Source organism: Polaribacter glomeratus (assembly GCF_002954665.1).
In the GTDB taxonomy this organism is placed as follows: domain Bacteria; phylum Bacteroidota; class Bacteroidia; order Flavobacteriales; family Flavobacteriaceae; genus Polaribacter; species Polaribacter glomeratus.
In genome coordinates this window covers 1,897,401-1,922,089 of sequence record NZ_MSCM01000001.1, presented here as the reverse complement: position 1 = coordinate 1,922,089, position 24,689 = coordinate 1,897,401, and the positions used below count along the sequence as shown (strand labels likewise).

At 32.6% G+C, this 24,689-nt stretch carries 38 protein-coding genes; all 38 read left to right on the top strand.

The genetic code is table 11. The features are described from left to right. Positions 1 to 11: 11 nt before the first annotated feature. Complete coding sequence (gene rpsG / locus BTO16_RS08265) at positions 12 to 491, top strand: 30S ribosomal protein S7 (protein ID WP_026775259.1); 480 nt, start codon at positions 12 to 14, stop codon at positions 489 to 491. Positions 492 to 499: 8 nt separating this feature from the next. Continuing rightward, positions 500 to 2,617: an elongation factor G gene (fusA, locus tag BTO16_RS08260; protein ID WP_105021119.1), complete on the top strand. Its 2,118-nt coding sequence runs from the start codon at positions 500 to 502 to the stop codon at positions 2,615 to 2,617. An 18-nt stretch (positions 2,618 to 2,635) separates the two neighbouring features. Then, positions 2,636 to 2,941: a 30S ribosomal protein S10 gene (rpsJ, locus tag BTO16_RS08255; RefSeq protein ID WP_004568745.1), complete on the top strand. Its 306-nt coding sequence runs from the start codon at positions 2,636 to 2,638 to the stop codon at positions 2,939 to 2,941. 295 nt (positions 2,942 to 3,236) lie between these two features. Further along, positions 3,237 to 3,854 (top strand): 50S ribosomal protein L3, encoded by a 618-nt coding sequence (gene rplC, locus BTO16_RS08250; protein ID WP_104808439.1) that lies wholly within the window; start codon positions 3,237 to 3,239, stop codon positions 3,852 to 3,854. Beyond that, entirely contained in the window at positions 3,854 to 4,483 is a 630-nt protein-coding gene (gene rplD / locus BTO16_RS08245; protein WP_105021118.1) for a 50S ribosomal protein L4, read from the top strand. The genes rplC and rplD overlap by 1 nt, the downstream gene beginning before the upstream one ends. A gap of 9 nt (positions 4,484 to 4,492) precedes the next feature. Then, a complete protein-coding gene (gene rplW / locus BTO16_RS08240) occupies positions 4,493 to 4,783 on the top strand; it encodes a 50S ribosomal protein L23 (RefSeq protein WP_105021117.1) in 291 nt (96 codons plus the stop codon). 15 nt (positions 4,784 to 4,798) lie between these two features. Then, entirely contained in the window at positions 4,799 to 5,623 is an 825-nt protein-coding gene (gene rplB, locus BTO16_RS08235) for a 50S ribosomal protein L2 (protein ID WP_105021116.1), read from the top strand. A 6-nt stretch (positions 5,624 to 5,629) separates the two neighbouring features. Next, positions 5,630 to 5,908 carry a 30S ribosomal protein S19 gene (gene rpsS / locus BTO16_RS08230; RefSeq protein WP_015482224.1) on the top strand — a complete coding sequence of 93 codons (279 nt, stop codon included), beginning with the start codon at positions 5,630 to 5,632 and terminating at the stop codon, positions 5,906 to 5,908. 6 nt (positions 5,909 to 5,914) lie between these two features. Further along, positions 5,915 to 6,319: a 50S ribosomal protein L22 gene (gene rplV, locus BTO16_RS08225; RefSeq protein WP_105021115.1), complete on the top strand. Its 405-nt coding sequence runs from the start codon at positions 5,915 to 5,917 to the stop codon at positions 6,317 to 6,319. Between the two features lie 11 nt (positions 6,320 to 6,330). Continuing rightward, positions 6,331 to 7,053, top strand: coding sequence for a 30S ribosomal protein S3 (gene rpsC, locus BTO16_RS08220; protein WP_105021114.1), 723 nt, complete (start codon positions 6,331 to 6,333; stop codon positions 7,051 to 7,053). A gap of 22 nt (positions 7,054 to 7,075) precedes the next feature. Then, the gene (rplP, locus tag BTO16_RS08215) at positions 7,076 to 7,507 is read left to right on the top strand and encodes a 50S ribosomal protein L16 (protein ID WP_105021113.1); all 432 of its coding nucleotides are present in this window, start codon (positions 7,076 to 7,078) and stop codon (positions 7,505 to 7,507) included. 11 nt (positions 7,508 to 7,518) lie between these two features. Further along, positions 7,519 to 7,710, top strand: coding sequence for a 50S ribosomal protein L29 (gene rpmC, locus BTO16_RS08210; RefSeq protein WP_105021112.1), 192 nt, complete (start codon positions 7,519 to 7,521; stop codon positions 7,708 to 7,710). 20 nt (positions 7,711 to 7,730) lie between these two features. Continuing rightward, complete coding sequence (gene rpsQ, locus BTO16_RS08205; RefSeq protein WP_004568734.1) at positions 7,731 to 7,988, top strand: 30S ribosomal protein S17; 258 nt, start codon at positions 7,731 to 7,733, stop codon at positions 7,986 to 7,988. 1 nt (position 7,989) lies between these two features. Then, entirely contained in the window at positions 7,990 to 8,358 is a 369-nt protein-coding gene (rplN, locus tag BTO16_RS08200) for a 50S ribosomal protein L14 (protein WP_068451523.1), read from the top strand. A gap of 13 nt (positions 8,359 to 8,371) precedes the next feature. Then, positions 8,372 to 8,674 carry a 50S ribosomal protein L24 gene (rplX, locus tag BTO16_RS08195; protein ID WP_105021111.1) on the top strand — a complete coding sequence of 101 codons (303 nt, stop codon included), beginning with the start codon at positions 8,372 to 8,374 and terminating at the stop codon, positions 8,672 to 8,674. Between the two features lie 8 nt (positions 8,675 to 8,682). Next, complete coding sequence (gene rplE / locus BTO16_RS08190) at positions 8,683 to 9,234, top strand: 50S ribosomal protein L5 (RefSeq protein WP_105021110.1); 552 nt, start codon at positions 8,683 to 8,685, stop codon at positions 9,232 to 9,234. Positions 9,235 to 9,237: 3 nt separating this feature from the next. Next, positions 9,238 to 9,507 carry a 30S ribosomal protein S14 gene (gene rpsN / locus BTO16_RS08185; RefSeq protein ID WP_087522448.1) on the top strand — a complete coding sequence of 90 codons (270 nt, stop codon included), beginning with the start codon at positions 9,238 to 9,240 and terminating at the stop codon, positions 9,505 to 9,507. A 161-nt stretch (positions 9,508 to 9,668) separates the two neighbouring features. Next, positions 9,669 to 10,067, top strand: coding sequence for a 30S ribosomal protein S8 (gene rpsH, locus BTO16_RS08180; protein ID WP_105021109.1), 399 nt, complete (start codon positions 9,669 to 9,671; stop codon positions 10,065 to 10,067). A 10-nt stretch (positions 10,068 to 10,077) separates the two neighbouring features. Next, positions 10,078 to 10,623, top strand: a complete 546-nt coding sequence (gene rplF, locus BTO16_RS08175; RefSeq protein ID WP_105021108.1) for a 50S ribosomal protein L6 — start codon at positions 10,078 to 10,080, stop codon at positions 10,621 to 10,623. A gap of 11 nt (positions 10,624 to 10,634) precedes the next feature. Further along, complete coding sequence (gene rplR, locus BTO16_RS08170) at positions 10,635 to 10,985, top strand: 50S ribosomal protein L18 (protein ID WP_105021107.1); 351 nt, start codon at positions 10,635 to 10,637, stop codon at positions 10,983 to 10,985. 3 nt (positions 10,986 to 10,988) lie between these two features. Then, positions 10,989 to 11,513 (top strand): 30S ribosomal protein S5, encoded by a 525-nt coding sequence (gene rpsE / locus BTO16_RS08165; protein ID WP_104808452.1) that lies wholly within the window; start codon positions 10,989 to 10,991, stop codon positions 11,511 to 11,513. Positions 11,514 to 11,524: 11 nt separating this feature from the next. After that, entirely contained in the window at positions 11,525 to 11,707 is a 183-nt protein-coding gene (gene rpmD / locus BTO16_RS08160) for a 50S ribosomal protein L30 (RefSeq protein WP_105021106.1), read from the top strand. A gap of 11 nt (positions 11,708 to 11,718) precedes the next feature. Further along, on the top strand, positions 11,719 to 12,168 hold the full coding sequence (rplO, locus tag BTO16_RS08155; protein WP_105021105.1) for a 50S ribosomal protein L15: 450 nt from the start codon (positions 11,719 to 11,721) through the stop codon (positions 12,166 to 12,168). Between the two features lie 13 nt (positions 12,169 to 12,181). After that, entirely contained in the window at positions 12,182 to 13,504 is a 1,323-nt protein-coding gene (secY, locus tag BTO16_RS08150) for a preprotein translocase subunit SecY (RefSeq protein WP_105021104.1), read from the top strand. A gap of 1 nt (position 13,505) precedes the next feature. Further along, positions 13,506 to 13,721 (top strand): translation initiation factor IF-1, encoded by a 216-nt coding sequence (gene infA, locus BTO16_RS08145; protein WP_104808455.1) that lies wholly within the window; start codon positions 13,506 to 13,508, stop codon positions 13,719 to 13,721. Positions 13,722 to 13,738: 17 nt separating this feature from the next. After that, a complete protein-coding gene (gene ykgO / locus BTO16_RS08140; protein ID WP_004568720.1) occupies positions 13,739 to 13,855 on the top strand; it encodes a type B 50S ribosomal protein L36 in 117 nt (38 codons plus the stop codon). Continuing rightward, positions 13,855 to 14,220 carry a 30S ribosomal protein S13 gene (gene rpsM / locus BTO16_RS08135; RefSeq protein ID WP_105021103.1) on the top strand — a complete coding sequence of 122 codons (366 nt, stop codon included), beginning with the start codon at positions 13,855 to 13,857 and terminating at the stop codon, positions 14,218 to 14,220. The genes ykgO and rpsM overlap by 1 nt, the downstream gene beginning before the upstream one ends. A gap of 78 nt (positions 14,221 to 14,298) precedes the next feature. Beyond that, complete coding sequence (gene rpsK / locus BTO16_RS08130; RefSeq protein WP_105021102.1) at positions 14,299 to 14,682, top strand: 30S ribosomal protein S11; 384 nt, start codon at positions 14,299 to 14,301, stop codon at positions 14,680 to 14,682. 120 nt (positions 14,683 to 14,802) lie between these two features. Then, positions 14,803 to 15,408 (top strand): 30S ribosomal protein S4, encoded by a 606-nt coding sequence (gene rpsD, locus BTO16_RS08125; RefSeq protein WP_105021101.1) that lies wholly within the window; start codon positions 14,803 to 14,805, stop codon positions 15,406 to 15,408. Positions 15,409 to 15,501: 93 nt separating this feature from the next. Continuing rightward, positions 15,502 to 16,494, top strand: a complete 993-nt coding sequence (locus BTO16_RS08120) for a DNA-directed RNA polymerase subunit alpha (RefSeq protein ID WP_105021556.1) — start codon at positions 15,502 to 15,504, stop codon at positions 16,492 to 16,494. A 60-nt stretch (positions 16,495 to 16,554) separates the two neighbouring features. After that, the gene (rplQ, locus tag BTO16_RS08115) at positions 16,555 to 17,028 is read left to right on the top strand and encodes a 50S ribosomal protein L17 (RefSeq protein ID WP_105021100.1); all 474 of its coding nucleotides are present in this window, start codon (positions 16,555 to 16,557) and stop codon (positions 17,026 to 17,028) included. An 89-nt stretch (positions 17,029 to 17,117) separates the two neighbouring features. Continuing rightward, positions 17,118 to 17,804 carry a hypothetical protein gene (locus BTO16_RS08110; RefSeq protein WP_105021099.1) on the top strand — a complete coding sequence of 229 codons (687 nt, stop codon included), beginning with the start codon at positions 17,118 to 17,120 and terminating at the stop codon, positions 17,802 to 17,804. A 71-nt stretch (positions 17,805 to 17,875) separates the two neighbouring features. After that, positions 17,876 to 19,000, top strand: coding sequence for a glutamine-hydrolyzing carbamoyl-phosphate synthase small subunit (carA, locus tag BTO16_RS08105; protein WP_105021098.1), 1,125 nt, complete (start codon positions 17,876 to 17,878; stop codon positions 18,998 to 19,000). Positions 19,001 to 19,267: 267 nt separating this feature from the next. Further along, a complete protein-coding gene (gene eno, locus BTO16_RS08100; RefSeq protein ID WP_105021097.1) occupies positions 19,268 to 20,554 on the top strand; it encodes a phosphopyruvate hydratase in 1,287 nt (428 codons plus the stop codon). A gap of 175 nt (positions 20,555 to 20,729) precedes the next feature. After that, positions 20,730 to 22,016: a citrate synthase gene (locus BTO16_RS08095; protein WP_105021096.1), complete on the top strand. Its 1,287-nt coding sequence runs from the start codon at positions 20,730 to 20,732 to the stop codon at positions 22,014 to 22,016. A 72-nt stretch (positions 22,017 to 22,088) separates the two neighbouring features. Continuing rightward, positions 22,089 to 23,003, top strand: coding sequence for a dimethylarginine dimethylaminohydrolase family protein (locus BTO16_RS08090; protein WP_105021095.1), 915 nt, complete (start codon positions 22,089 to 22,091; stop codon positions 23,001 to 23,003). Positions 23,004 to 23,109: 106 nt separating this feature from the next. Continuing rightward, a complete protein-coding gene (locus BTO16_RS08085) occupies positions 23,110 to 23,553 on the top strand; it encodes a hypothetical protein (RefSeq protein ID WP_105021094.1) in 444 nt (147 codons plus the stop codon). A gap of 186 nt (positions 23,554 to 23,739) precedes the next feature. Continuing rightward, positions 23,740 to 24,675 (top strand): citrulline utilization hydrolase CtlX, encoded by a 936-nt coding sequence (gene ctlX / locus BTO16_RS08080; protein WP_105021093.1) that lies wholly within the window; start codon positions 23,740 to 23,742, stop codon positions 24,673 to 24,675. The last annotated feature ends 14 nt before the right edge of the window (positions 24,676 to 24,689 follow it).

Genomic DNA, 24,689 nt, shown 5'->3' with positions numbered 1-24,689 from the left:
AATGTAAAGACATGAGAAAAAGAGCAGCAAAAAAAAGGGTCTTATTACCAGATCCGAAGTTTAACGATCAGCTTGTAACGCGATTCGTTAATAACTTAATGTGGAGTGGTAAAAAGTCTGTAGCGTTTAAAGTATTTTATGATGCTTTAGAACTAGTAGAAGAAAGAAAAGGAGAAGGCGAAGAAAAATCGGCTTTAGAAATTTGGAAAGACGGTTTGTCTAATGTAATGCCTCATGTAGAAGTAAGATCTCGTAGAGTAGGTGGTGCAACATTTCAAATACCAATGCAAATTAGACCAGATCGTAAAGTGTCTATGGCTATAAAATGGATGATTTTATATACTCGTAAGAGAAATGAAAAAACCATGGCGCAACGTTTAGCAGCAGAAATTTTAGCAGCAGCTAAAGAAGAAGGAGCAGCGGTAAAAAAACGTACAGATACTCATAAGATGGCAGAAGCAAATAAAGCATTCTCTCACTTTAGATTTTAATATAAGAAATGGCAAGAGATTTAACTTTAACTAGAAATATTGGTATTGCTGCACATATTGATGCAGGAAAAACCACTACAACAGAGCGTATTCTTTATTATACAGGAGTTTCACACAAAATTGGAGAAGTACATGATGGTGCTGCGACAATGGATTGGATGGAGCAAGAGCAAGAACGTGGTATTACTATTACATCTGCGGCAACAACATGTGAATGGATGTTTCCAAGAGTTGATGGTGAGCCAATCGAAGGGTCTAAAGAGTATCACTTTAATATTATCGATACTCCAGGCCACGTTGATTTTACGGTTGAAGTAAACCGTTCATTACGTGTTCTTGATGGTTTAGTATTTTTATTTAGTGCAGTTGATGGTGTTGAGCCTCAATCTGAAACTAACTGGAGATTAGCTGATAACTATAAAGTGCCAAGAATTGGATTCGTTAATAAAATGGATCGTCAAGGGTCAGACTTTTTAGGAGTTTGTCAACAAGTAAAAGACATGTTAAAATCTAACGCAGTGCCAATTGTTTTAAACATTGGTGATGAAGAAGATTTTAAAGGAATTATAGATTTAGTAAAAAACCGTGCTATTGTTTGGCATGATGAAACTCAAGGGGCAACTTTTGATGTTATTGACATACCTGAAGAATTAAAAGCAGAATCTCGTAAATATCGTGCACTTCTAATTGAAGAAGTTGCAAGTTATGATGAGAACCTTTTAGAAAAGTTTATGGAAGATGAAAATTCTATTACAGAAGAAGAAGTGCATGCTGCACTTAGGGCTGCTGTAATGGATATGGCTATTATTCCTATGATTTGTGGTTCTGCATTTAAAAATAAAGGTGTTCAGTTTCTTTTAGATGCTGTATGTCGTTATTTACCTTCTCCAATGGATAAGGAAGGTATTATTGGTATAAATCCAGATACAGACGAAAAAGAAATTCGTAAGCCAAGTGTTCATGAACCATTCGCTGCATTAGCTTTTAAAATTGCAACAGATCCTTTCGTAGGTCGTTTAGCATTTTTTAGAGCGTATTCAGGTCGTTTAGACGCTGGTTCTTATGTTTTAAATAATCGTTCAGGTAAAAAAGAACGTATTTCTAGAATCTATCAAATGCATGCTAATAAGCAAAATGCCATCGATTTTATCGAGGCTGGAGATATTGGTGCGGCTGTAGGATTTAAGTCTATTAAGACTGGAGATACTTTAACGGATGAAAAACACCCAATAGTGTTAGAATCTATGGATTTTCCTGATCCAGTAATTGGTATTGCCGTTGAACCTAAAACAAAGGCAGATGTTGATAAGTTAGGAATTGGCTTATCAAAATTAGCTGAAGAAGATCCAACATTTACAGTTAGAACAGATGAAGCTTCTGGACAAACTATTATTTCTGGAATGGGTGAATTACATTTAGATGTAATTGTAGATCGTTTAAGACGTGAGTTTAAAGTAGAAGTAAATCAAGGTCAACCTCAAGTAGAATACAAAGAAGCTATTACAGCAGAAGCAGAGCACAGAGAAGTTTATAAAAAACAATCTGGTGGTCGTGGTAAGTTTGCTGATATTGTATTTACCATAGGTCCAGCTGATGAAGGTGTTCAAGGTTTACAATTTACATCTGTTATTAAAGGTGGAAATGTACCTAAAGAATTTGTTCCTTCTATTGAAAAAGGATTTAAAGAAGCTATGCGAAATGGTCCTTTAGCAGGATATGAGATGGATTCAATGAAAGTTACATTAAGAGACGGATCTTTCCACGCAGTGGATTCTGATGCACTGTCTTTTGAACTAGCTGCAAGAATGGGGTATAAAGCTGCTGCAAAATCTGCAAAAGCAAAAATTATGGAACCATTAATGAAGGTAGAAGTGTTAACTCCTGAGGAAAACATGGGAGATATCGTAGGTGATTTAAATAGAAGAAGAGGTCAAGTTAATGATATGAGCGATCGTGCTGGTGCAAAAGTTGTTAAAGCTTTAGTCCCATTATCAGAAATGTTTGGTTATGTTACTGCTTTAAGAACAATGTCTTCTGGTAGAGCAACTTCTACTATGGAATTTTCACATTATGTTGAAACTCCTTCTAATGTATCTGAAGAAGTAATCGCAAAAGCAAAAGGTTAATCTACTAAATAATATAAGATGAGTCAAAAAATTAGAATTAAATTAAAGTCTTACGATTACAACTTAGTAGATAAATCTGCTGAAAAAATTGTAAAGACTGTAAAAAGTACTGGTGCAGTTGTAAATGGACCAATACCTTTACCAACACATAAAAAGATTTTTACTGTTTTACGTTCACCTCACGTAAATAAAAAATCTAGAGAGCAATTTCAGTTAGCTTCGTATAAAAGATTATTAGACATTTATAGTTCTTCTTCGAAAACTATTGATGCTTTAATGAAACTTGAATTACCAAGTGGTGTTGAAGTTGAAATTAAAGTATAATTAGAAAGTAAATGATTAACTTTCGGTTTAATTTTTTTAAACCGAAAGTTTTTTATACTTTTGCAACCCGAATTAGAGTAGGGTAAAGCTATTTTTTGAGTAAAATTAAATAATAGTTACATGTCCAGAGCGTTTCGCGAAGGAAAAACGGAAAAAACAAAATCAGCGTTGAATTTGTTTTACGCTGTTTTTTTTGCAACAAACTCAAAGGATTATTCGAAACGATAGTTTCAAAAATAAATATTAATAATAGACGCGCTGGATAATTATATTTATCGTCTAAAATTTTAACTAAATGTCTGGGTTAATAGGAAGAAAAATTGGGATGACCAGCTTATTTGATGCAAACGGGAAGAATATTCCTTGTACTGTAATCGAAGCGGGTCCTTGCGTTGTTACCCAAGTCAGAACCAAAGAGGTTGACGGCTACAATGCATTACAACTTGGTTTCGATGACAAAAAAGCAAAGAGTTCTAACAAAGCGTTAGATGGCCACTTTAAAAAAGCTGGTACTACTGCTAAAAAGAAAGTCGTTGAATTTCAGGGATATGAAGGAACATTTAAATTAGGAGACTCTATCACAGTAGCACATTTTGCTGAAGGAGAGTTTGTTGATGTTTCTGGAGTATCAAAAGGTAAAGGTTTTCAGGGTGTTGTTAAACGTCACGGTTTTGCCGGAGTTGGACAAGCTACTCATGGTCAACACAACCGTTTAAGAGCTCCTGGTTCTATTGGTGCTGCGTCATATCCTGCAAGAGTGTTTAAGGGAATGCGTATGGCCGGAAGAATGGGTGGAGATAAAGTGAAAGTACAAAACTTAAGAGTATTAAAAGTGGTTGCTGAAAAGAACTTACTTATTGTTAAAGGAGCAATTCCTGGACACAAAAATGCTTTTGTAACTATTCAGAGATAATGGAATTAGCAGTTTTAGATATTACAGGAAAAGATACAGGTAGAAAGGTTCAACTTTCTAGCGATGTATTTGGTATAGCACCTAACGATCATGCAATTTATTTAGATGTAAAGCAGTACTTGGCAAATCAACGTCAAGGAACTCATAAATCTAAGGAGAGAGCAGAGATAGCGGGTTCTACAAGAAAGATAAAAAAACAAAAAGGAACTGGTACTGCAAGAGCAGGTTCTATCAAGTCTGGAGTTTTTAGAGGTGGAGGTCGTATGTTCGGTCCAAGACCAAGAAGTTATTCATTTAAATTGAATAAGAACTTAAAGCGTTTAGCACGTAAATCAGCTTTAAGTATACAAGCAAACGATAATAATTTAGTAGTTGTAGAAGACTTTGATTTTGAAAGTCCGAAGACTAAACATTTTGTAAATGTTTTAAAGGCTTTAGAACTTGGAACTAGAAAATCATTGTTTGTGTTAGGTAGTGAAAATGCAAATGTGTATTTATCATCACGTAACTTAAAAAACTCTAAAGTTATAAACGCTTCAGAAATTAACACTTATGGTGTTTTAAACGCTAGTAAAATAGTGATTACTGAAAGTTCTTTAGAAGAAATCAACACTAATTTAAGCAAATAGGGATTCAAAATGAGTATTTTAATAAAACCTATTATTACGGAAAAAGCAACAAATCATAGCGAATTATTTAATCGTTATACTTTTGTAGTAGATAAGAAAGCTAATAAATTAGAAATTAAAAATGCTGTTGAGTCAGCTTATGGAGTTTCTATTTTAAGCGTTAAGACTTTAAACTACCCAATTCAAAGAAATACAAAGTTTACTAAAAAAGGTTTAGTTACAGGTATTAAGAGTGGGTACAAAAAAGCTGTCGTTCAATTAGCAGATGGAGAAAGCATTGATTTTTATAACAATCTTTAAGAACAAAGACACAAAATGTCAGTTAGAAAATTAAAACCAATAACACCAGGTCAGCGTTTTAGAGTTGTAAATGGGTTCGACGCCATAACAACTGATAAGCCGGAGAAAAGTTTACTTGCTCCGAAAAAAAGATCTGGAGGTCGAAACAGTCAAGGTAGAATGACAACTCGTAATATAGGAGGTGGTCATAAACAAAGATATCGTATTATCGATTTTAAGAAAGATAAGAATGGTATTCCTGCAACAGTAAAAACGATAGAGTACGATCCAAATCGTACAGCATTTATTGCACTCTTAAGTTATGCTGATGGTGAAAAACGTTATGTGATTGCACAAAACGGTTTAAACGTAGGTCAAGTAGTTATTTCAGGAACTGGAGTTGCTCCAGAAATTGGTAACTCTATGGCTTTAAGTGAAATTCCTTTAGGAACTACAATTTCTTGTATAGAATTACGTCCAGGTCAAGGTGCTGTTATGGCGCGTTCGGCTGGTTCTTTTGCTCAATTAATGGCAAGAGCAGGTAAGTATGCAACTGTAAAATTACCATCTGGTGAAACAAGATTAATCTTGTTAACTTGTACAGCTACAATTGGAGTTGTATCTAATTCAGATCATCAATTATTAGTATCTGGTAAAGCAGGTAGAAGAAGATGGTTAGGTAGAAGACCAAGAGTAAATGCAGTAAGAATGAATCCTGTGGATCACCCAATGGGTGGTGGTGAAGGTCGTGCTTCTGGAGGTCATCCAAGATCTAGAAATGGTATTCCTGCTAAAGGATTTAAAACTAGATCTAAGACTAAAGCTAGTAATAAGTATATTATAGAACGTAGAAAGAAATAATAAGTTATGGCAAGATCATTAAAAAAAGGACCTTACGTTCACTATAAGTTAGAGAAAAAAGTGTTAGCTAATGTAGAAGCTGGTAACAAAACTGTAATCAAAACTTGGTCTAGAGCAAGTATGATTACTCCAGATTTTGTAGGACAAACAATTGCCGTTCATAATGGACGTCAATTTGTACCAGTTTATGTTACTGAAAACATGGTAGGGCATAAATTAGGCGAATTTTCACCAACTCGTTCATTTAGAGGACATGCTGGTGCAAAAAATAAAGGAAAAAAATAGCAGGAAATGGGAGTTCGTAAAAAAAATATGGCATATCAGTTAAAAGCAGATAGAAAGCAACGTGCTTTCGCGAAGCTGACTAACTGTCCTACGTCACCAAGAAAAATGCGTTTAGTAGCAGATCAGGTAAGAGGTGTTGAAGTTGAAAAGGCTTTACAAATCTTAAAATTTAGCCCTAAAGAAGCATCGATAAATTTAGAGAAATTGTTATTGTCTGCAATTGCAAACTGGCAAGCTAAAAATGAAGATGAATCTATAGAAGAAGCTAAGTTATTTGTAAAATCTATTTGTGTAGATAGCGCAGGGATGTTAAAAAGATTAAGACCAGCTCCACAAGGGCGTGCTCATAGAATTCGTAAGCGTTCTAATCACGTTACTTTAGAGTTAGGTAGTAAAAATGTAAGTAATTAATCAAAGTAGAAATGGGACAAAAAACTAATCCAATAGGAAATCGTTTAGGAATCATCAGAGGTTGGGAATCTAACTGGTATGGTGGTAATGACTACGGAGATAAATTAGCTGAAGATTTTAAGATAAGAGAGTATGTGAATGCTAGATTATCTAAGGCAAGTGTTTCTAGAGTAATTATAGAGCGTACACTTAAACTTGTAACCGTTACTATCACTACTGCTAGACCTGGTATCATTATCGGGAAAGGTGGTCAAGAGGTAGACAAGTTAAAAGAAGAACTTAAAAAAATTACTGGTAAAGAAGTTCAAATAAATATATTCGAAATAAAACGTCCAGAATTAGATGCTAAATTAGTAGCAGTTAGCGTAGCCCGTCAAATTGAGAATAGAATTTCTTATAAGAGAGCTACTAAAATGGCTATCCAAGCTACAATGCGTATGAATGCTGAAGGAATTAAAATTCAAATTTCAGGTCGTTTAAACGGAGCTGAAATGGCACGTTCAGAGCATTATAAAGAAGGTAGAATTCCTCTTTCTACTTTTAGGGCTGATATCGATTATGCACTTGTAGAAGCTCATACACAATACGGAAGACTCGGTGTTAAGGTATGGATTATGAAGGGTGAGGTTTATGGTAAAAGAGAATTATCTCCATTAGTTGGTTTGTCTAAGAAGCAAAGTGGCGCAAAAGGAGGAGATAGAGCAAAACGCCAACAACCTCGTAGAAGAAAATAATTTTTAAAATTAGAAATTAAAAATGTTACAGCCAAAAAGAGTAAAATACCGTAAGGTACAGAAGGGGAAAGGAAATATGTCTGGTTTATCTGGAAGAGGAAGTCAACTTTCTAACGGAATGTTTGGTATCAAATCTATAGACCAGAATCTATTAACTTCTCGTCAGATTGAGGCAGCGCGTATTGCAGCAACTCGTCACATGAAAAGAGAAGGTCAATTATGGATTAAAATATTTCCAGATAAGCCTATTACTAAAAAGCCTTTAGAGGTTCGTATGGGTAAAGGTAAAGGAGCACCAGATCATTTTGTTGCGGTTATTAAACCGGGTAGAATTTTGTTCGAAATTGGTGGTGTACCAATCAACGTGGCAAAAGAAGCTTTACGTTTAGCAGCTCAAAAACTTCCAGTAAAAACGAAGTTTGTAGTAGCAAGAGATTTTGATATTAACGCATAATTCGAGATATAATGAAACAATTAGAAGTAAAAGAATTATCTACAGCTGATCTTAATGAGAAGTTGGGAGCGTTGCAAAAGAATTATACTGATCTTAAAATGGCTCACGCAATAACTCCTTTAGAGAATCCATTGCAATTGAGAGGTTTAAGAAGAACTGTAGCAAGAATTGCAACAGAATTAACAAAAAGAGAATTACAATAATTCTATAGTCAGTTTTAAAGATGGAAAAAAGAAATCTTAGAAAAGAGAGAATTGGTGTTGTTTCTAGTAGCAAAATGGAGAAATCTATTGTTGTAGCCGAAACTAAAAGAGTAAAGCACCCAATGTACGGAAAGTTCGTATTAAAGACTAAGAAGTACGTTGCACACGACGAAAAGAATGATTGCAACGAAGGAGATACTGTTAGAATCATGGAAACTAGACCTATGAGTAAATCTAAACGTTGGAGATTAGTAGAAATCCTAGAAAGAGCTAAATAATATGTTACAGACAGAATCAAGATTAAAAGTAGCAGATAATACTGGAGCAAAAGAAGTTTTAGTTATCAGAGTTTTGGGAGGAACGAGAAAACGTTATGCAAGTATTGGAGACAAAATTGTTGTAGCTGTTAAGTCTGCAACTCCTAACGGAACTGTAAAAAAAGGTCAAGTATCTAGAGCAGTTGTTGTAAGAACAAAGAAAGAAGTAAGACGTAAGGATGGATCATATATCAGATTTGATGACAATGCTTGTGTTCTTTTAAATCCTACAGAGGAGATGAGAGGAACACGTGTATTTGGTCCAGTTGCTCGTGAGCTTCGTGAGAAACAATTCATGAAAATAGTATCATTAGCACCTGAAGTGCTTTAAATCATTATACAAAATGAAGAAGTTCAAAATTAAATCAGGAGATACTGTAAAAGTAATCGCAGGAGATCATAAAGGGTCCGAAGGAAAAGTTTTACAAATCATAAAGGATAAAGATAGAGTTTTAGTAGAAGGTGTAAACTTAGTTTCTAAACACACTAAACCTAGCGCTCAAAGTCCTCAAGGTGGAATTGTAAAAAAAGAGGCATCACTTCATATTTCTAACTTAATGTTAGTTGAAGATGGTGTTGCTGTAAGAGTAGGTTATCAAGTTGATGGAGATACTAAAACTAGAATCTCTAAAAAAACTAAAAAATAAGAATAATCATGAGTTACGTACCAAGATTAAAAGCAGAATACAAAGAAAGAGTAATTAAAGCTCTTACTGAAGAATTCAGTTATAAGAATGTAATGCAAGTGCCTAAACTAGAAAAGATTGTTATTTCTAAAGGTGTTGGTGCTGCAATTGCAGATAAGAAATTAATAGATTACGCTTTAGAAGAAGTAACTAAGATTACTGGTCAAAAAGCTATATCTACGATGTCTAAAAAAGATGTTGCAGCGTTTAAATTGCGTAAAGGAATGCCAATTGGTGTCAAAGTTACCTTACGTGGAGATAAAATGTATGAATTTTTAGATAGATTAGTTACAGCTTCTTTACCTCGTGTAAGGGACTTTAACGGTATAAAAGCTAGTGGTTTTGATGGAAGAGGTAATTACAATTTAGGTATTACAGAACAAATCATTTACCCAGAGATTAATATTGATCAAGTGAAAAAAATTAACGGTATGGATATTACTTTTGTAACTTCTGCAAATACTGATAAAGAAGCGAAGTCATTATTAGGAGAATTAGGTTTACCATTCACAAAAAATTAAGAAATGGCTAAAGAATCAATGAAAGCTCGCGAACGTAAAAGAGCAAAGACAGTTGCAAAATATGCAGAAAAGAGAAAAGCTTTAAAAGAAGCTGGAGACTATGAAGCATTGCAGAAATTACCAAAGAACGCTTCACCAGTTAGAATGCACAACAGATGTAAATTAACAGGTCGTCCAAAAGGATACATGCGTCAGTTTGGTCTTTCTCGTGTAACGTTTCGTGAAATGGCAAATCAAGGATTGATACCCGGTGTTAAAAAGGCAAGTTGGTAGAAATCAAAAATAAAGTATAAAAATAAAAATAGAATGTGTATCTTTGCACGCTCTATTTTTTTTGAGTATTAGAATTTTAACTGATTATAGGTTTAGTTATCACAGAGAAATCTGTAGGAAAATAGAGGTAATTAAAAACCGTAATCGCAATATAAATAAATATGTATACAGATCCAATCGCGGATTTTCTTACTAGAGTAAGAAATGCAATCGCAGCAGGGCACAGAGTAGTGGAAATTCCAGCTTCAAATTTGAAGAAGGAAATGACTAAAATTTTGTTTGATCAAGGGTATATTTTAAGCTATCAGTTTAATGATAACAAGGTTCAAGGATCTATCAAAATAGCTTTAAAATATGACAGAGAAACAAAAGAGTCAGTAATTAGAAAAATTCAACGTATCAGTACACCTGGTTTACGTAAATATGTTGGCTCTACAGAGATGCCAAGAGTATTGAACGGACTTGGTATTGCTATTGTCTCTACATCAAAGGGTGTAATGACAAATAAGAAAGCACGTCTCGAGAAAGTTGGAGGAGAAGTTTTATGTTATGTTTATTAATCTATAAGAAATGAGTAGAATAGGAAAAAATCCCGTTAGCATTTCACAAGGTGTAGATGTAAACATAAAAGACAACGTTGTAACTGTAAAAGGAAAGTTAGGAGAATTATCTCAAACTATTTCAAACGGTATATCGATTGTAATTGAAGATGGTATTATCACTTTAGATAGAGCATCAGAAAGTAAAGACCATAAAGCACAACATGGTTTAATGAGAGCGTTAATCAGTAACATGATTGATGGTGTAAGTAAAGGTTGGACTAAGGATTTAGAACTGGTTGGTGTAGGTTATAGAGCATCTTGTCAGGGTCAAAAATTAGACTTAGCTTTAGGTTACTCTCATAATATTGTTTTAGAAATAGCTCCAGAAGTTACTGTTGAAACAATATCTGAGAAAGGGAAAAACCCAGTCATTAAATTATCTTCATTTGACAAACAATTAGTTGGTCAAATTGCTGCTAAGATTCGTTCTTTCAGAGCTCCAGAGCCTTACAAAGGAAAAGGAGTTAAGTTTGTTGGTGAATTATTAAGAAGAAAAGCAGGTAAATCTGCATAATACATAGCATTATGGCATTATCAAAGCTACAAAGAAGAACTAGAATTAAGCGTAGAATTAGAAAAATTATTTCTGGTACTCCTACTAAACCAAGATTATCGGTTTATAGAAGTAACAAAGAAATTTACGCTCAACTAGTTGATGATGTAAACGGAGTAACATTAGCTTCAGTTTCATCTAGAGATAAAGAAATAAAAGCAGATACAAAATTAGAAGCAGCAGCAGCAGTTGGTAAATCAATCGCTGAAAAAGCTGTTAAAGTTGGAGTTGAAACAATTGCTTTTGACAGAAACGGATATTTATATCACGGTAGAGTTAAAGTATTAGCTGATGCTGCAAGAGAATCTGGTTTAAAATTTTAAGAAATTATGCAAGGTTATAAAAACGTAGAAAGAGTTAAGCCAAGTGGACTAGAGCTTGTAGATAGATTAGTTGGTGTACAACGTGTTACTAAAGTAACGAAAGGTGGTAGAGCATTTGGTTTCTCTGCAATCGTAGTAGTTGGTGATGGTAATGGAGTTGTTGGACACGGATTAGGTAAATCTAAAGATGTTTCTTCAGCAATTGCTAAAGCAATTGAAGACGCAAAGAAAAATTTAGTAAGAATACCGATTTTAGAAGCAACTTTACCTCACGAACAGAAAGGTAAGTTTGGTGGTGCAAAAGTGTTCCTTAAACCTGCATCTCATGGTACAGGGGTTATTGCAGGTGGTGCTGTAAGACACGTGTTAGAGTCAGTTGGTATTCATGATGTATTATCTAAGTCTCAAGGTTCATCAAATCCTCACAACGTTGTTAAAGCAACTTTTAATGCTTTATTACAATTACGTAGTGCTGGTTCGATAGCTAAACAAAGAGGAATTTCTTTAGAGAAAGTATTTAACGGATAAATCTAAGAACGATGGCAAAAATTAAAGTTACACAAGTAAAAAGTCAAATCGGGCGTTTACAAAGTCAAAAAAGGACTCTGGAAGCATTAGGTTTACGTAAAATGAACCAAACTGTTGAACACGAGGCAACTCCTTCAATAGTTGGTATGGTAAATACAGTTAAACACTTAGTTTCTTTCGAAGAAATTAAATAAGACATAGAAAAATGAGTTTACATAATTTAACACCAGCAGAAGGTTCCATTAAAAAAGGAAAAAGAATTGCACGTGGTGAAGGTTCTGGTCATGGTGGTACAGCTACTAGAGGTCATAAAGGACAAAAATCTCGTTCAGGGTATTCTAGAAAAATTGGTTTTGAAGGTGGTCAAATGCCACTTCAAAGACGTGTTCCAAAATTTGGTTTCACAAACATAAATCGTAAAGAATATCAAGGAATCAATTTAGATAAATTACAATCTTTAGTTGATAGCGGAAAGATAACGGATACAGTTAATTTAGAAAATTTGGTTGCTATTGGTTTAGCAGGTAAAAACGAGCTAGTTAAAATACTAGGTGGTGGAGAATTAAAAGCTAAATTAAATATAACTGTACATAAATTTACAGCAACAGCAAAAGCAGCTATCGAAGCAGCTGGCGGTGAAACTGTTACTTTATAAGAAATTGTAAATGATGAATTTTATAAATAGATTAAAAGACATTTTTAGCATAGAGGAGTTAAAGAATAAGATTCTTCTTACAATCGGTTTAATTGCTGTGTATCGTTTTATGGCTGCTGTTCCACTACCTGGAATAGATCCATTACAATTAGCAGCTTTAAAAGAAAGTACTTCAGGTGGTCTTTTAGGTTTATTAAATGCATTTACAGGAGGAGCATTTGCTAGAGCGTCAGTAATGGCACTTGGTATTATGCCATACATTTCTGCATCTATTGTAGTTCAGTTAATGGGAATTGCGGTTCCGTATTTACAGAAACTTCAAAAAGATGGAGAAAGTGGACGAAAAAAAATTACACAAATAACGAGATGGTTAACTATTGGTATTACGCTAGTGCAAGCACCAACGTATATTACTGCTATTAAAACACAGTTTGGTCTTGGGCCAGAAGCGTTCTTAGTAAGTGGTGCTACTTTTTGGATATCATCGATCATTATTTTAACTGCGGGTACTATTTTTGCAATGTGGTTAGGAGAGCGTATTACAGATAAAGGTGTTGGTAATGGTATTTCATTATTAATTACAGTTGGTATTATCGCTAACTTCCCAGCAGCTTTTTTACAAGAATTTGTTGCTAAAACAACAAATGCAGGAGCAGGTGGTATCATGATGGTCTTAATTGAAATTATCGTTTGGTTTGTAGTAATTTTATTAACTGTTTTATTAGTGACCGCTGTTCGTAAAATTGCGGTGCAATATGCTAGAAGAACAGTTGCAGGTAACACTCAAAATGTTGCGGGTTCAAGAGATTATATCCCTTTGAAATTAAATGCAGCAGGTGTAATGCCTATTATATTTGCACAAGCAATTATGTTTTTACCAGTTGCTTTGGCTCAAAGGTTTCCGTTTATGGCTGGTTTACAGGATATGAATGGTCTTGGTTATAATGTTATTTTTGCATTATTAATTATCATTTTTAGTTTTTTCTACACAGCTATTACTATTCCAACGAATAAAATGGCTGAAGATTTAAAAAGAAGTGGTGGTTTTATACCAGGTATTCGTCCAGGAAAAGACACAGCAGACAGGTTAGACAGTGTTTTATCAAGAATTACGTTCCCAGGTTCGTTATTCTTAGCAGCTTTGTCTATCTTACCAGCTATTGTAGTTCAGTTTGGAGTACAACAAAGTTGGGCGATGTTTTATGGCGGAACATCCTTAATAATTATGGTAGGAGTTGCAATTGATACTTTGCAACAAATAAATTCTTATTTATTAAATCGTCATTATGATGGCTTAATGAAAACAGGGAATAGTAATAGAAAATCGAATAAATAATATGGCTAAACAATCAGCTATTCAACAAGACGGGACAATTACAGAGGCATTATCAAATGCAATGTTTCGTGTGGAATTAGAAAATGGACATGTTGTTACGGCTCATATATCGGGTAAAATGCGTATGCATTATATTAAATTGCTACCCGGGGATAAGGTGAAATTAGAAATGAGCCCGTACGATTTATCAAAAGCAAGAATTACTTACAGATACTAAAAAAAAATATAGAACAGATGAAAGTTAGAGCATCAGTTAAAAAAAGAAGTGCCGACTGCAAGATAGTGCGCAGAAAAGGTAGATTATACGTAATTAATAAACAAAATCCTAGATTTAAACAAAGACAAGGGTAATGGCAAGAATAGCAGGTATAGACATTCCAAAGAATAAAAGAGGAGTTATTGCTTTAACTTATATCTTTGGTGTAGGAAGTAGTAGAGCTAAAGAAGTTTTAGCAAAAGCAAGTGTTGATGAAAGTATCAAGGTTCAAGATTGGACTGATGATCAAATCGCAGCAATTAGAGAACAAGTAGGTACTTTCACTATTGAAGGTGAACTACGTTCAGAAATACAGATCAACATCAAGCGATTGATGGATATTGGTTGTCAAAGAGGAATTCGTCATAGACTTGGTCTCCCATTAAGAGGTCAAAGAACTAAGAATAACTCTCGTACAAGAAAAGGTAAGAGAAAAACCGTAGCTAACAAGAAAAAATAAAGTTAGATAAAGTAATAAAGATCTATTAATAGTGTGAACTATAATTTTAGAAAACTAAATTACTAAACTTAGATAATTATGGCAAAAGCAAGTACAAAAAAGCGTAAGGTAATAATAGATGCTATAGGCGAAGCGCACGTAACTGCGTCCTTCAATAATATCATTATTTCTTTAACAAACAAGAAAGGTGATGTAATTTCATGGTCATCTGCAGGTAAAATGGGTTTTAGAGGTTCTAAAAAGAATACTCCATATGCAGCTCAATTAGCAGCAGAAGATTGTGCAAACGTTGCAAAAGAAGCAGGTTTACGTAAAGTAAAAGTGTATGTGAAAGGTCCAGGAAATGGTAGAGAATCTGCTATTAGGTCTATTCATAATGCAGGTATTGAAGTATCAGAAATCATTGATGTTACTCCTATTCCTCATAATGGATGTCGTCCACCTAAAAGAAGAAGAGTTTAAGCTGAACTAGCTTAAACTTTTATTTTTATTAATTTAATTTATATTTTAACAAAGTAGGACTTATAAGATTATCGAAGGAGAAAGCCTTAATTCATAATCCCTATTTATAACAAAAACAAAATGGCAAGATACACAGGACCAAAAACTAAAATTGCTCGTAAATTTGGCGAAGCAATATTTGGAGAAGATAAAAACTTCGAAAAAAGAAATTACCCACCAGGACAGCATGGAAATGCGAGAAGAAGAGGTAAAAAATCTGAATACGCTACTCAATTAATGGAGAAGCAAAAAGCTAAATATACTTATGGTATTTTAGAGCGTCAATTCAGTAATTTATTTAAGAAAGCGCAAGCTGCATCTGGAATTACAGGTGAAATCTTATTACAATTATGTGAATCTCGTTTAGATAATGTAGTTTATAGAATGGGTGTTTCAAACTCTAGAAGCGGAGCGCGTCAATTAGTTTCTCACAGACATATCACCGTTAATGGTGAAATCGTTAATATTCCATCTTATAGTTTACAAGAAGGTGATGTTGTTGCGGTAAGAGAGAAATCTAAATCTTTACAAGCTATTGATAATGCATTAGCTTCAAATAGTAATGTATTTGAGTGGTTAACATGGAATTTAGACACAAAAACTGGAACTTTTGTTAAAGTACCAGAAAGATTACAAATTCCAGAAAATATCAAAGAGCAATTAATCGTAGAATTATATTCTAAGTAATAAATTAATCATATTGAGATTTAGCCAAAGGGTTTATATTAATTTCTTCACACTTATAAACCGCGCAACTAAATGTCAATTAAAACGAAGAAAATGGCAATTTTAAATTTTCAAAAACCGGATAAGGTTATAATGATTGAATCTACAGATTTTTCTGGTAGATTTGAATTTAGACCTCTAGAACCTGGTTTTGGTTTAACAGTAGGTAACGCCCTAAGAAGAGTACTTTTATCTTCATTAGAAGGATTTGCAATTACATCATTAAGAATTGATGGTGTAGAACATGAATTTTCTACTGTTTCAGGAATCGTAGAAGATGTTACAGAAATTATATTAAACTTAAAACAAGTACGTTTTAAGAAACAAATAGAAGAAACGGATAGAGAAACTGTTTCTATATCAGTATCTGGTCAAGAGCAATTCACTGCTGGAGATTTACAGAAATTTATTTCAGGTTTTCAAGTATTGAATCCAGATTTAGTAATCTGTAATATGGATAAATCTGTTAAGTTAAATGCAGAAATTACAATAGAAAAAGGTAGAGGATTTGTGCCTGCAGAAGAAAATAAGAAAGCTACTGCACCTATAGGAACAATATTTACAGATTCTATTTACACGCCAATTAAGAACGTAAAATATGCAATCGAAAATTTTCGTGTAGAACAAAAAACGGATTATGAAAAATTAGTTTTCGATATCGATACTGATGGATCAATCAATCCAAAAGAAGCATTGACTGAAGCTGCAAAAATTCTAATTCACCACTTTATGTTATTCTCTGATGAGCGTATCACTTTAGAGGCAGACGAAATTGCACAAACAGAAACGTATGATGAAGAATCATTACACATGCGTCAGTTATTAAAAACTAGATTAATCGATATGGATTTATCTGTTAGAGCTTTAAATTGTTTAAAAGCCGCGGAGGTAGATACATTAGGAGATTTAGTTTCTTTTAACAAAAGTGATTTAATGAAGTTCCGTAATTTTGGTAAAAAATCATTAACAGAACTAGAAGAATTAGTTATTGTTAAAGGTTTAAACTTTGGAATGGATTTAACAAAATACAAATTAGATAGAGATTAATCTTTCATATTTTGCTCCTCAAAATGAGTAGATGCAAGATGAAAGTATAAAACAAACGTCATGAGACACGGAAAAAAATTCAATCATTTAGGTAGAAAAACAGCGCATAGAAAGGCGATGTTAGCAAATATGACTTGTTCCTTAATAGAGCACAAGCGTATAAATACCACTGTAGCTAAAGCGAAAGCTTTACGTTTATTCGCAGAACCAATTATTACAAAATCTAAGTCGGATACTACACACAACAGACGTATTGTATTTGCTTATTTACGTGATAAATTTGCAGTTACAGAGTTATTTAAAGAAATTTCAGTTAAAGTAGCAGATAGACCAGGAGGATATTTACGTATCATCAAATTAGGTAATCGTCAAGGAGATAATGCTCCGATGGCAATGGTAGAATTTGTTGACTATAATGAAATTTACAATCCTAATGGAACCAAAGCTAAGAAAACAACTCGTAGAGGAAGAAGCAAAAAAGCGGATGATGCTCAAGTTGAAGGCTCAACATCAGAAAAAAAATCTGAAGAATAAAAAATGAAAATTTTTTAAATTATATCAAAGGGATAAGCGTTTACGTTTATCCCTTTTTTATTATATTTGATTAACTAAAAATTTATATTATGAAAAGTTTTATTTTTTTATTTTTGATGTTGGTATTTTCTTCTTTTATTTTCTCTCAAGAAACTAGTGATGAATTTAATTCAAGATTAGATGTTGTTGGAGATTTAAATGGTGGAAATACAGGTTTATGGGTTAGAGCAAGTTCGGATGTAAAAATTAAAGGAAATTATTATTTATTTGACAACTGGGTAAATTTAGCCAAAATTATTTCAGGTGATGGTAAAAAATTTAATATAAAAAATATAAATTATGATACTAAGGAACAGCGGTTTGTAACAAAAATTTCAGCTGATTCTATTTTCATATTTAATGTAAATACTATCAAACAAATTAACGTTAATAACACTACTTTTAAACTTTATGAGGCCGATAAGAGTTTTGGTTATTATGAGTTAATTGCCTATGGAAAAGGTAAAGAGGTTTTAAAGAAGAGTGTAAAAACAATTAAAAAGGGTGTGAAAGACCCCTTTACAAATTCATATAAACAGGATGAATTAGTTTTGAAAACCCAATATTTTTTTAACTCAAAGGATGGTTTAAAAGAGATTGAACTAAAAAAGAAACATTTTTTAAAGCTTTTTGGAGATGATGCATCTATTATAAAAAAGATTATTTCAAAAAATAATTTATCTACAAAAAAGGATGAAGATTTAGCAAAAATTTTTCAAATTTATAAGGAACTATAATTTACTGAAATAGATACAAGACTAATTTTAACATTTTCACTTCTTATTCTATCAAAAAATAACACGAATAAATGAAATATCAAACGCGTAAAAAAGCATTAGTTTTATTAGCAGACGGAACAATTTTTTATGGAAAATCTGTTGGAATAGAAGGTACATCATCTGGAGAAATTTGTTTTAACACAGGAATGACTGGTTATCAAGAAATTTTTACAGACCCTTCTTATTTTGGTCAATTATTAGTAGCTACAAATGCACATATTGGAAACTACGGAATCAATAATGACGAAGTAGAATCTGACGGAATTAAAATTTCTGGATTGATTTGTAGAAATTTTAGTTTTACCCATTCAAGAGTAGACTCTGACGGGAATTTAAAAGATTGGTTTACAAAACACAATGTTGTTGCAATATCTGATGTAGATACAAGAGCTTTAGTAGCATATATTCGAGACAATGGAGCAATGAATGCAATTATTTCTACAGAAGTTGACAATATTGAAGAGCTTAAAAAATTACTCGCCGAAGTGCCAAGTATGGAAGGTTTAGAACTTGCATCAAAAGTATCAACAAAAGAGTCTTATTTTGTTGGGGATGAAAATGCGACTATCCGAATAGCTGCTTTAGACATCGGAATCAAAAAGAATATTTTAAGAAATTTTATAAAGAGAGGAGCGTGTATAAAGGTTTTTCCTTATAATGCAAGTTTTGAAGATTTGTCTGCTTTTAATCCGGATGGTTACTTTATTTCAAATGGTCCTGGAGACCCAGAACCTTTGTTAGAAGCACAGACTTTAGCTAAAGAAATTATTAATAGAGATTTACCTTTATTTGGTATCTGTTTAGGTCATCAAGTAATTGCCTTAGCAAACGGAATATCGACTTACAAAATGCATAATGGTCATAGGGGAATTAATCATCCCGTAAAAAATTTAATTACAGGAAAAGGTGAGATTACTTCTCAAAACCATGGTTTTGCTATAAATAGGGCGGAAACTGAGGCAAATGATGATATAGAAATTACACATGTTCATTTAAATGATCATACAGTAGCTGGTATTAGAATGAAAAATAAGAATGTGTTTTCAGTACAATATCATCCTGAAGCAAGTCCTGGTCCGCATGATTCTGAGTATTTATTTGACGAGTTTATTAGCAATATCAACCAAGCCAAAAAAGTCTTGTCGTTACTTTAGGGTTACTCATCGATACGTTCTTGTTTTTTAACAATTTATTAATAATTAAACAACTTATATATATTACTTTTATAATGTGATGTAAAAATCACATTCTTTTTCATAGCAATTTTCCCACTCAATTTATTGAGTGGGTTTTTTTTGCACCTTAAATTTAAGTTTAGCAAACGTTTTCGTAATTAATTTAAGACAAATTATTAAATCCTTTCTACATTTCGTAATTTAGCATCAGATAAAAAATAAATTAATTAAACAAACAACAATATAATGAGTATAATTATTCGCGTTCATGCAAGACAAATTTTTGATTCAAGAGGTAATCCTACAGTAGAAGTAGATGTAACTACAGAAAACGGAATTCTTGGAAGAGCTGCAGTACCCTCTGGAGCTTCAACGGGAGAACATGAAGCTGTTGAATTACGTGATGGTGGAAAAGATTACATGGGTAAAGGAGTTTTAAAAGCTGTTAAAAATGTAAATGAAATAATTGCTGAGGAACTTTTAGGAGTCTCTGTTTTTGAACAGAATGCTATCGATAAGTTAATGATAGATTTAGATGGTACGCCAAACAAATCTAATTTAGGTGCAAATGCTATTCTAGGTGTTTCTTTAGCAGTAGCCAAAGCTGCAGCTAATGAATTAGGAATGCCTTTATATAGATACGTTGGCGGTGTTTCTGCAAATACTTTACCTGTGCCAATGATGAATATCATTAATGGTGGTTCTCATTCTGATGCACCTATTGCATTTCAAGAATTTATGGTAATACCTGTTAAAGCAAATACTTTTACGGAAGCTATGAAAATGGGTTCTGAAATTTTTCATAATTTAAAGAAAGTTTTACATGACAGAAACTTATCTACGGCTGTCGGTGATGAAGGAGGTTTTGCACCAACTTTAGACGGTACCGAAGACGCAATTGAAACAATTGCTTTAGCTGTTAAAAATGCAGGTTATGTGTTCGGTGAAGACATAAAAATTGCGTTAGATTGTGCTGCTGCTGAGTTTTATGTAAATGGCAAATATGATTATTCTAAGTTTGAAGGTGAAACAGGAAAAATTAGATCGAGTAAAGAACAAGCTGATTATTTAGCAGAACTATCAGAAAAATACCCTATCATCTCTATTGAAGATGGTATGGATGAGAACGATTGGGATGGTTGGAAATACTTAACTGAAAAAATTGGTGATAAGGTTCAATTAGTTGGTGATGATTTGTTTGTTACAAACGTAGAGCGTTTATCTAGAGGAATAGAAAACGGAATAGCAAATTCTATTTTGATTAAAGTAAATCAAATTGGTACTTTAACAGAAACTATTGCTGCGGTTAATATGGCTAAAAATGCAGGTTATACTTCTGTGATGTCTCATAGATCAGGAGAAACAGAAGATAATACGATTGCAGATTTGGCAGTAGCTTTAAATTGCGGTCAAATTAAAACAGGTTCTGCTTCTCGTTCTGATAGGATGGCAAAATACAATCAATTATTACGAATAGAAGAAGAATTAGCAGAAACGGCTTATTTTCCAAAAGAGAAAGCTTTTAAGATATAGAAGCTTAATTAAAACATTTAAAGCACCTCATAGTTCTATGAGGTGCTTTTTTGTTATATAATGAATAAGCTAATTTTATCTTAAAATATTAAAAATCTATCAATGTTCACTTTTAAAATCCCTTTAAAAATGATATCTTCGTAAAATTGAACAAATAGTTAAAAAATTATCATAAATGTCAGATATAGCAAAATTACAAATTGGAGATAATACATATGAATTTCCTTTAATCAAGGGAACAGAGAATGAAGTTGCCATTGATATTAAAAAATTAAGAGAAGTAACAAATGGTGTAATAACGATAGATCCTGGATATAAAAATACGGGTTCTTGTGAAAGCGCTATTACTTTTTTAGATGGTGAAAAAGGTATTTTAAGATACAGAGGTTTTGCAATTGAAGAATTAGCAGAAAAGGCAGATTTTTTAGAAGTTGCATTTGCGCTAATTTTTGGGAATTTACCAAACAAAGTTCAGTTAGATAAATTTCATTCAGATATAAAAGCGCAATCTCTTGTTGATGACGATATTAAAAAGATTATTGATGCTTTTCCAAAAACAGCGCATCCAATGGGTGTCTTGTCATCATTAACAAGTGCATTAACAGCATTTAATCCTTCTTCAGTAAATGTAGATTCAGAAGAAGATATGTATAATTCTGTAGTTAAAATAATGGGTAAATTTCCTGTTTTAGTAGCTTGGACAATGCGTAAAAAACAAGGTTTACCTTTAAATTATGGATCTAAATCTTTGGGTTATGTAGAAAATATCTTAAAAATGATGTTTGAACAACCAAATGAAGATTATGTAATAAACCCTATTGTAAAAAATGCTTTAGATAAACTATTAATTCTACATGCAGATCACGAACAAAACTGTTCTACATCTACAGTTAGAATTGCAGGTTCTTCTCATGTAGGTTTATTTTCTTCTTTATCAGCAGGGATTTCTGCACTTTGGGGGCCACTTCACGGAGGTGCAAATCAGGCAGTTTTAGAAATGTTAGAAGCAATTCAGGCAGATGGCGGTGATACAGATAAATATATGGCGAAAGCTAAAGATAAAGAGGATCCTTTTAGATTGATGGGTTTTGGACATAGAGTTTATAAAAACTTTGATCCAAGAGCAAAAATTATCAAAAAAGCTGCAGATGAAGTTTTAAATGATTTAGGAGTTGAAGATCCAATTTTAGAGATTGCGAAAGCATTAGAGAAAGAAGCTTTAAATGATCCTTATTTTGTTGAAAGAAAACTATATCCAAATGTAGATTTTTATTCAGGTATCATATACAGAGCTATGGGTATTCCTGTAGATATGTTTACAGTAATGTTTGCTCTAGGACGTTTACCAGGTTGGATAGCGCAATGGAGAGAAATGAGATTAAATAAAGAACCTATAGGTAGACCTCGTCAAATTTATGTTGGTGAAACAGAAAGAGGTTTCATAGAATTAGAGAAAAGATAAAAAAATAGATTATTTTTACTAAAAAATTAAAGGCTTCATAATTTATGAAGCCTTTTTTATAGATTTAGAAATATGTTACAACTTAATATTCAAAATGAAACTTCAAGACTAAGGTCTGTAATTTTAGGAACTGCCAAAAGTATTGGACCCGTTCCAAAAGTAGAAGACTGTTACGATCCTAAAAGTATTCAGCATGTTTTGGCAGGCACGTATCCAAAAGAAGAAGATATGATTTTAGAAATGGATGCTGTTGCTAAAGTTTTTGAAAAATACAATGTAGAAGTTTTTAGACCCACTATTCTTCAAAATTATAATCAAATTTTTTCAAGAGATATCGCTTTTGTGATTGAAAATAAATTGATAAAAGCAAATATTTTACCCGATAGAGAAAAAGAATACTTAGCAATTAAACATGTTTTGGAGCAGATTGATGATGAAAATATTATCCAATTGCCAAAAGAATGCCATGTTGAAGGTGGTGATGTAATGCCTTGGAATGAGTATATTTTTGTAGGCACGTATTCTGGAGCTGATTATGCAGATTATATTACAGCTCGTACAAATATGGATGCAGTAATTGCTTTACAAGAATTGTTTCCTGATAAAATTGTGAAACCTTTTGAGTTAAGAAAATCGAATAATGAACCCAAAGATAATGCGTTACATTTAGATTGTTGTTTTCAACCAATTGGGAAAAATAAAGCTATTTTGCATAAAAACGGGTTTTTAATTGAGAGAGAATATGAATGGTTGTTAAATTATTTTGGAAAGGAGAATGTGTTCGAAATTACTAAAGATGAAATGTATAACATGAACAGTAATGTTTTTTCAATTTCTGAAGAAGTAATTATCTCTGAACAAAACTTTACACGTTTAAATACTTGGTTAAGGGATAAAGGTTTTACCGTTGAAGAAGTACCTTATACAGAAATTGCAAAACAAGAAGGATTATTGCGTTGTTCTACAATGCCTTTAATTAGAGATTAAATTGTATTTATAAATTTATCTTACATTCTTGGTAGGGTAAAAGATATTATAATTGTTTTAATACTAGTAACAGTAAAACATTTGTTAACTATATAAAACGATTATTATGAAAACAATAAAATCTATTTTTACTATAATTATCTTTATTTCAGCAACTTTCGTTTTTTCTCAAGAAGCAAAAAAAACTTCAAAAGAGGATTTAAAAAGTTATTATCAGAAAAGAGCCAATGAAGATGCAAAATTTGAGCAAAACTTTAAAGCTACATCAAAATCCGAAGAAAGAAAATTTTGGAAAGAACAAAAACACTATGAAGAAGATTTAAAAGAAAAAGATAGTATTGCGCACGAAGCCTACATGAATGGTAAAAGAGATGCGTATGCAGCACATTCTAAAAATTGTAATAATCATTGTCATCACAGTCGTTATTATCATTCTCATGTAGTTTTTTATTATCAAGCGTCTTATCATCAAGAAAGAAGACCTTATAGTAGGCCTGCAGAAACAAGAGTGCAAATTAGAACGCCAAGAGTATCTTTAGGAATTTTCTAATTAAGAAACTAAGATCTACCAGAACTAAAAAAAAAGCTACAAAAAAAATGTAGCTTTTTTTTAGTTAAAATTTAAACTACAATTAACCTCATTAATATAAAATAAATAGGATGTTATAATTTTTTTGACAAGGATCTTAAAAATCATTTTTAAAAACTTAATTTTGCCAATAACAAATAAATAGATATGCATCAAGCTACAAATTCAATCTTAATGATTCGTCCTGTAAATTTTAGGATGAACGAACAAACTGCGGTAAATAATTACTATCAAAAAGTTTTAAAAGATTTATTGCCAGCCACAGTGAATCAAAAAGCACAACAAGAGTTTGATGCGTTTGTAGAAAAATTAAGAAGTTTTGGTGTAGAAGTGGTTGTAGTATCAGACACAAAAGAATTAGATACGCCAGATTCTATTTTTCCTAATAACTGGGTTTCTTTTCATGCGGATGCGACTGTAGCAATGTATCCAATGTTTGCTGTAAATAGACGCTTAGAAAGAAGAGAAGACATTTTAGAAGAATTAGAAAAGAATGGTTTTTTAATTGAGAATATTGTCGATTATACTTCTGCAGAAGACGAGCAAGTGTATTTAGAAGGTACAGGAAGCATGATTTTAGATCGTGAAAATAAAAAGGCATACTGCGCTTTGTCTCCAAGAGCAGACGAAGATTTATTTATAGAGTTTTGTGAGGATTTTGAATATACTCCGGTTATTTTTACCTCTTATCAAACGGTAGAAAATAAAAGAGAAGCAATTTATCATACAAATGTAATGATGTGTGTTGCAGAAACTTTTGCTGTGGTTTGTTTGTCTTCAATAGATGATAAAACTGAACGCAAAAACGTGTTAAAAAGTCTAAAGGAAGATAAAAAACAAGTAATTGAAATTACAGAAGAACAAGTAAATAATTTTGCAGGTAACATGTTACAAGTAAAAGGAGCAAATGACGAACTTTTTTTAGTGATGAGCCAGGCAGCACATGATTGCTTAACGCAGAGCCAAAAATCTCAAATTAACAGGCACTGTAAAATAATTTCGAGTTCTTTAGATACAATTGAGGCTTGCGGCGGTGGAAGTGCTCGTTGTATGATGGCAGAAGTTTTTTTACCAAAAAATTAAAATAGATTTATAAA

Excerpts from the sequence above, each read along its gene's own strand:
- rpsG (WP_026775259.1), top strand. The coding sequence starts at position 12 with ATGAGAAAAAGAGCAGCAAAAAAAAGGGTCTTATTACCAGATCCGAAG.
- fusA (WP_105021119.1), top strand. The coding sequence starts at position 500 with ATGGCAAGAGATTTAACTTTAACTAGAAATATTGGTATTGCTGCACAT.
- rpsJ (WP_004568745.1), top strand. The coding sequence starts at position 2,636 with ATGAGTCAAAAAATTAGAATTAAATTAAAGTCTTACGATTACAACTTA.
- rplC (WP_104808439.1), top strand. The coding sequence starts at position 3,237 with ATGTCTGGGTTAATAGGAAGAAAAATTGGGATGACCAGCTTATTTGAT.
- rplD (WP_105021118.1), top strand. The coding sequence starts at position 3,854 with ATGGAATTAGCAGTTTTAGATATTACAGGAAAAGATACAGGTAGAAAG.
- rplW (WP_105021117.1), top strand. The coding sequence starts at position 4,493 with ATGAGTATTTTAATAAAACCTATTATTACGGAAAAAGCAACAAATCAT.
- rplB (WP_105021116.1), top strand. The coding sequence starts at position 4,799 with ATGTCAGTTAGAAAATTAAAACCAATAACACCAGGTCAGCGTTTTAGA.
- rpsS (WP_015482224.1), top strand. The coding sequence starts at position 5,630 with ATGGCAAGATCATTAAAAAAAGGACCTTACGTTCACTATAAGTTAGAG.
- rplV (WP_105021115.1), top strand. The coding sequence starts at position 5,915 with ATGGGAGTTCGTAAAAAAAATATGGCATATCAGTTAAAAGCAGATAGA.
- rpsC (WP_105021114.1), top strand. The coding sequence starts at position 6,331 with ATGGGACAAAAAACTAATCCAATAGGAAATCGTTTAGGAATCATCAGA.
- rplP (WP_105021113.1), top strand. The coding sequence starts at position 7,076 with ATGTTACAGCCAAAAAGAGTAAAATACCGTAAGGTACAGAAGGGGAAA.
- rpmC (WP_105021112.1), top strand. The coding sequence starts at position 7,519 with ATGAAACAATTAGAAGTAAAAGAATTATCTACAGCTGATCTTAATGAG.
- rpsQ (WP_004568734.1), top strand. The coding sequence starts at position 7,731 with ATGGAAAAAAGAAATCTTAGAAAAGAGAGAATTGGTGTTGTTTCTAGT.
- rplN (WP_068451523.1), top strand. The coding sequence starts at position 7,990 with ATGTTACAGACAGAATCAAGATTAAAAGTAGCAGATAATACTGGAGCA.
- rplX (WP_105021111.1), top strand. The coding sequence starts at position 8,372 with ATGAAGAAGTTCAAAATTAAATCAGGAGATACTGTAAAAGTAATCGCA.
- rplE (WP_105021110.1), top strand. The coding sequence starts at position 8,683 with ATGAGTTACGTACCAAGATTAAAAGCAGAATACAAAGAAAGAGTAATT.
- rpsN (WP_087522448.1), top strand. The coding sequence starts at position 9,238 with ATGGCTAAAGAATCAATGAAAGCTCGCGAACGTAAAAGAGCAAAGACA.
- rpsH (WP_105021109.1), top strand. The coding sequence starts at position 9,669 with ATGTATACAGATCCAATCGCGGATTTTCTTACTAGAGTAAGAAATGCA.
- rplF (WP_105021108.1), top strand. The coding sequence starts at position 10,078 with ATGAGTAGAATAGGAAAAAATCCCGTTAGCATTTCACAAGGTGTAGAT.
- rplR (WP_105021107.1), top strand. The coding sequence starts at position 10,635 with ATGGCATTATCAAAGCTACAAAGAAGAACTAGAATTAAGCGTAGAATT.
- rpmD (WP_105021106.1), top strand. The coding sequence starts at position 11,525 with ATGGCAAAAATTAAAGTTACACAAGTAAAAAGTCAAATCGGGCGTTTA.
- rplO (WP_105021105.1), top strand. The coding sequence starts at position 11,719 with ATGAGTTTACATAATTTAACACCAGCAGAAGGTTCCATTAAAAAAGGA.
- secY (WP_105021104.1), top strand. The coding sequence starts at position 12,182 with ATGAATTTTATAAATAGATTAAAAGACATTTTTAGCATAGAGGAGTTA.
- infA (WP_104808455.1), top strand. The coding sequence starts at position 13,506 with ATGGCTAAACAATCAGCTATTCAACAAGACGGGACAATTACAGAGGCA.
- ykgO (WP_004568720.1), top strand. The coding sequence starts at position 13,739 with ATGAAAGTTAGAGCATCAGTTAAAAAAAGAAGTGCCGACTGCAAGATA.
- rpsM (WP_105021103.1), top strand. The coding sequence starts at position 13,855 with ATGGCAAGAATAGCAGGTATAGACATTCCAAAGAATAAAAGAGGAGTT.
- rpsK (WP_105021102.1), top strand. The coding sequence starts at position 14,299 with ATGGCAAAAGCAAGTACAAAAAAGCGTAAGGTAATAATAGATGCTATA.
- rpsD (WP_105021101.1), top strand. The coding sequence starts at position 14,803 with ATGGCAAGATACACAGGACCAAAAACTAAAATTGCTCGTAAATTTGGC.
- BTO16_RS08120 (WP_105021556.1), top strand. The coding sequence starts at position 15,502 with ATGGCAATTTTAAATTTTCAAAAACCGGATAAGGTTATAATGATTGAA.
- rplQ (WP_105021100.1), top strand. The coding sequence starts at position 16,555 with ATGAGACACGGAAAAAAATTCAATCATTTAGGTAGAAAAACAGCGCAT.
- BTO16_RS08110 (WP_105021099.1), top strand. The coding sequence starts at position 17,118 with ATGAAAAGTTTTATTTTTTTATTTTTGATGTTGGTATTTTCTTCTTTT.
- carA (WP_105021098.1), top strand. The coding sequence starts at position 17,876 with ATGAAATATCAAACGCGTAAAAAAGCATTAGTTTTATTAGCAGACGGA.
- eno (WP_105021097.1), top strand. The coding sequence starts at position 19,268 with ATGAGTATAATTATTCGCGTTCATGCAAGACAAATTTTTGATTCAAGA.
- BTO16_RS08095 (WP_105021096.1), top strand. The coding sequence starts at position 20,730 with ATGTCAGATATAGCAAAATTACAAATTGGAGATAATACATATGAATTT.
- BTO16_RS08090 (WP_105021095.1), top strand. The coding sequence starts at position 22,089 with ATGTTACAACTTAATATTCAAAATGAAACTTCAAGACTAAGGTCTGTA.
- BTO16_RS08085 (WP_105021094.1), top strand. The coding sequence starts at position 23,110 with ATGAAAACAATAAAATCTATTTTTACTATAATTATCTTTATTTCAGCA.
- ctlX (WP_105021093.1), top strand. The coding sequence starts at position 23,740 with ATGCATCAAGCTACAAATTCAATCTTAATGATTCGTCCTGTAAATTTT.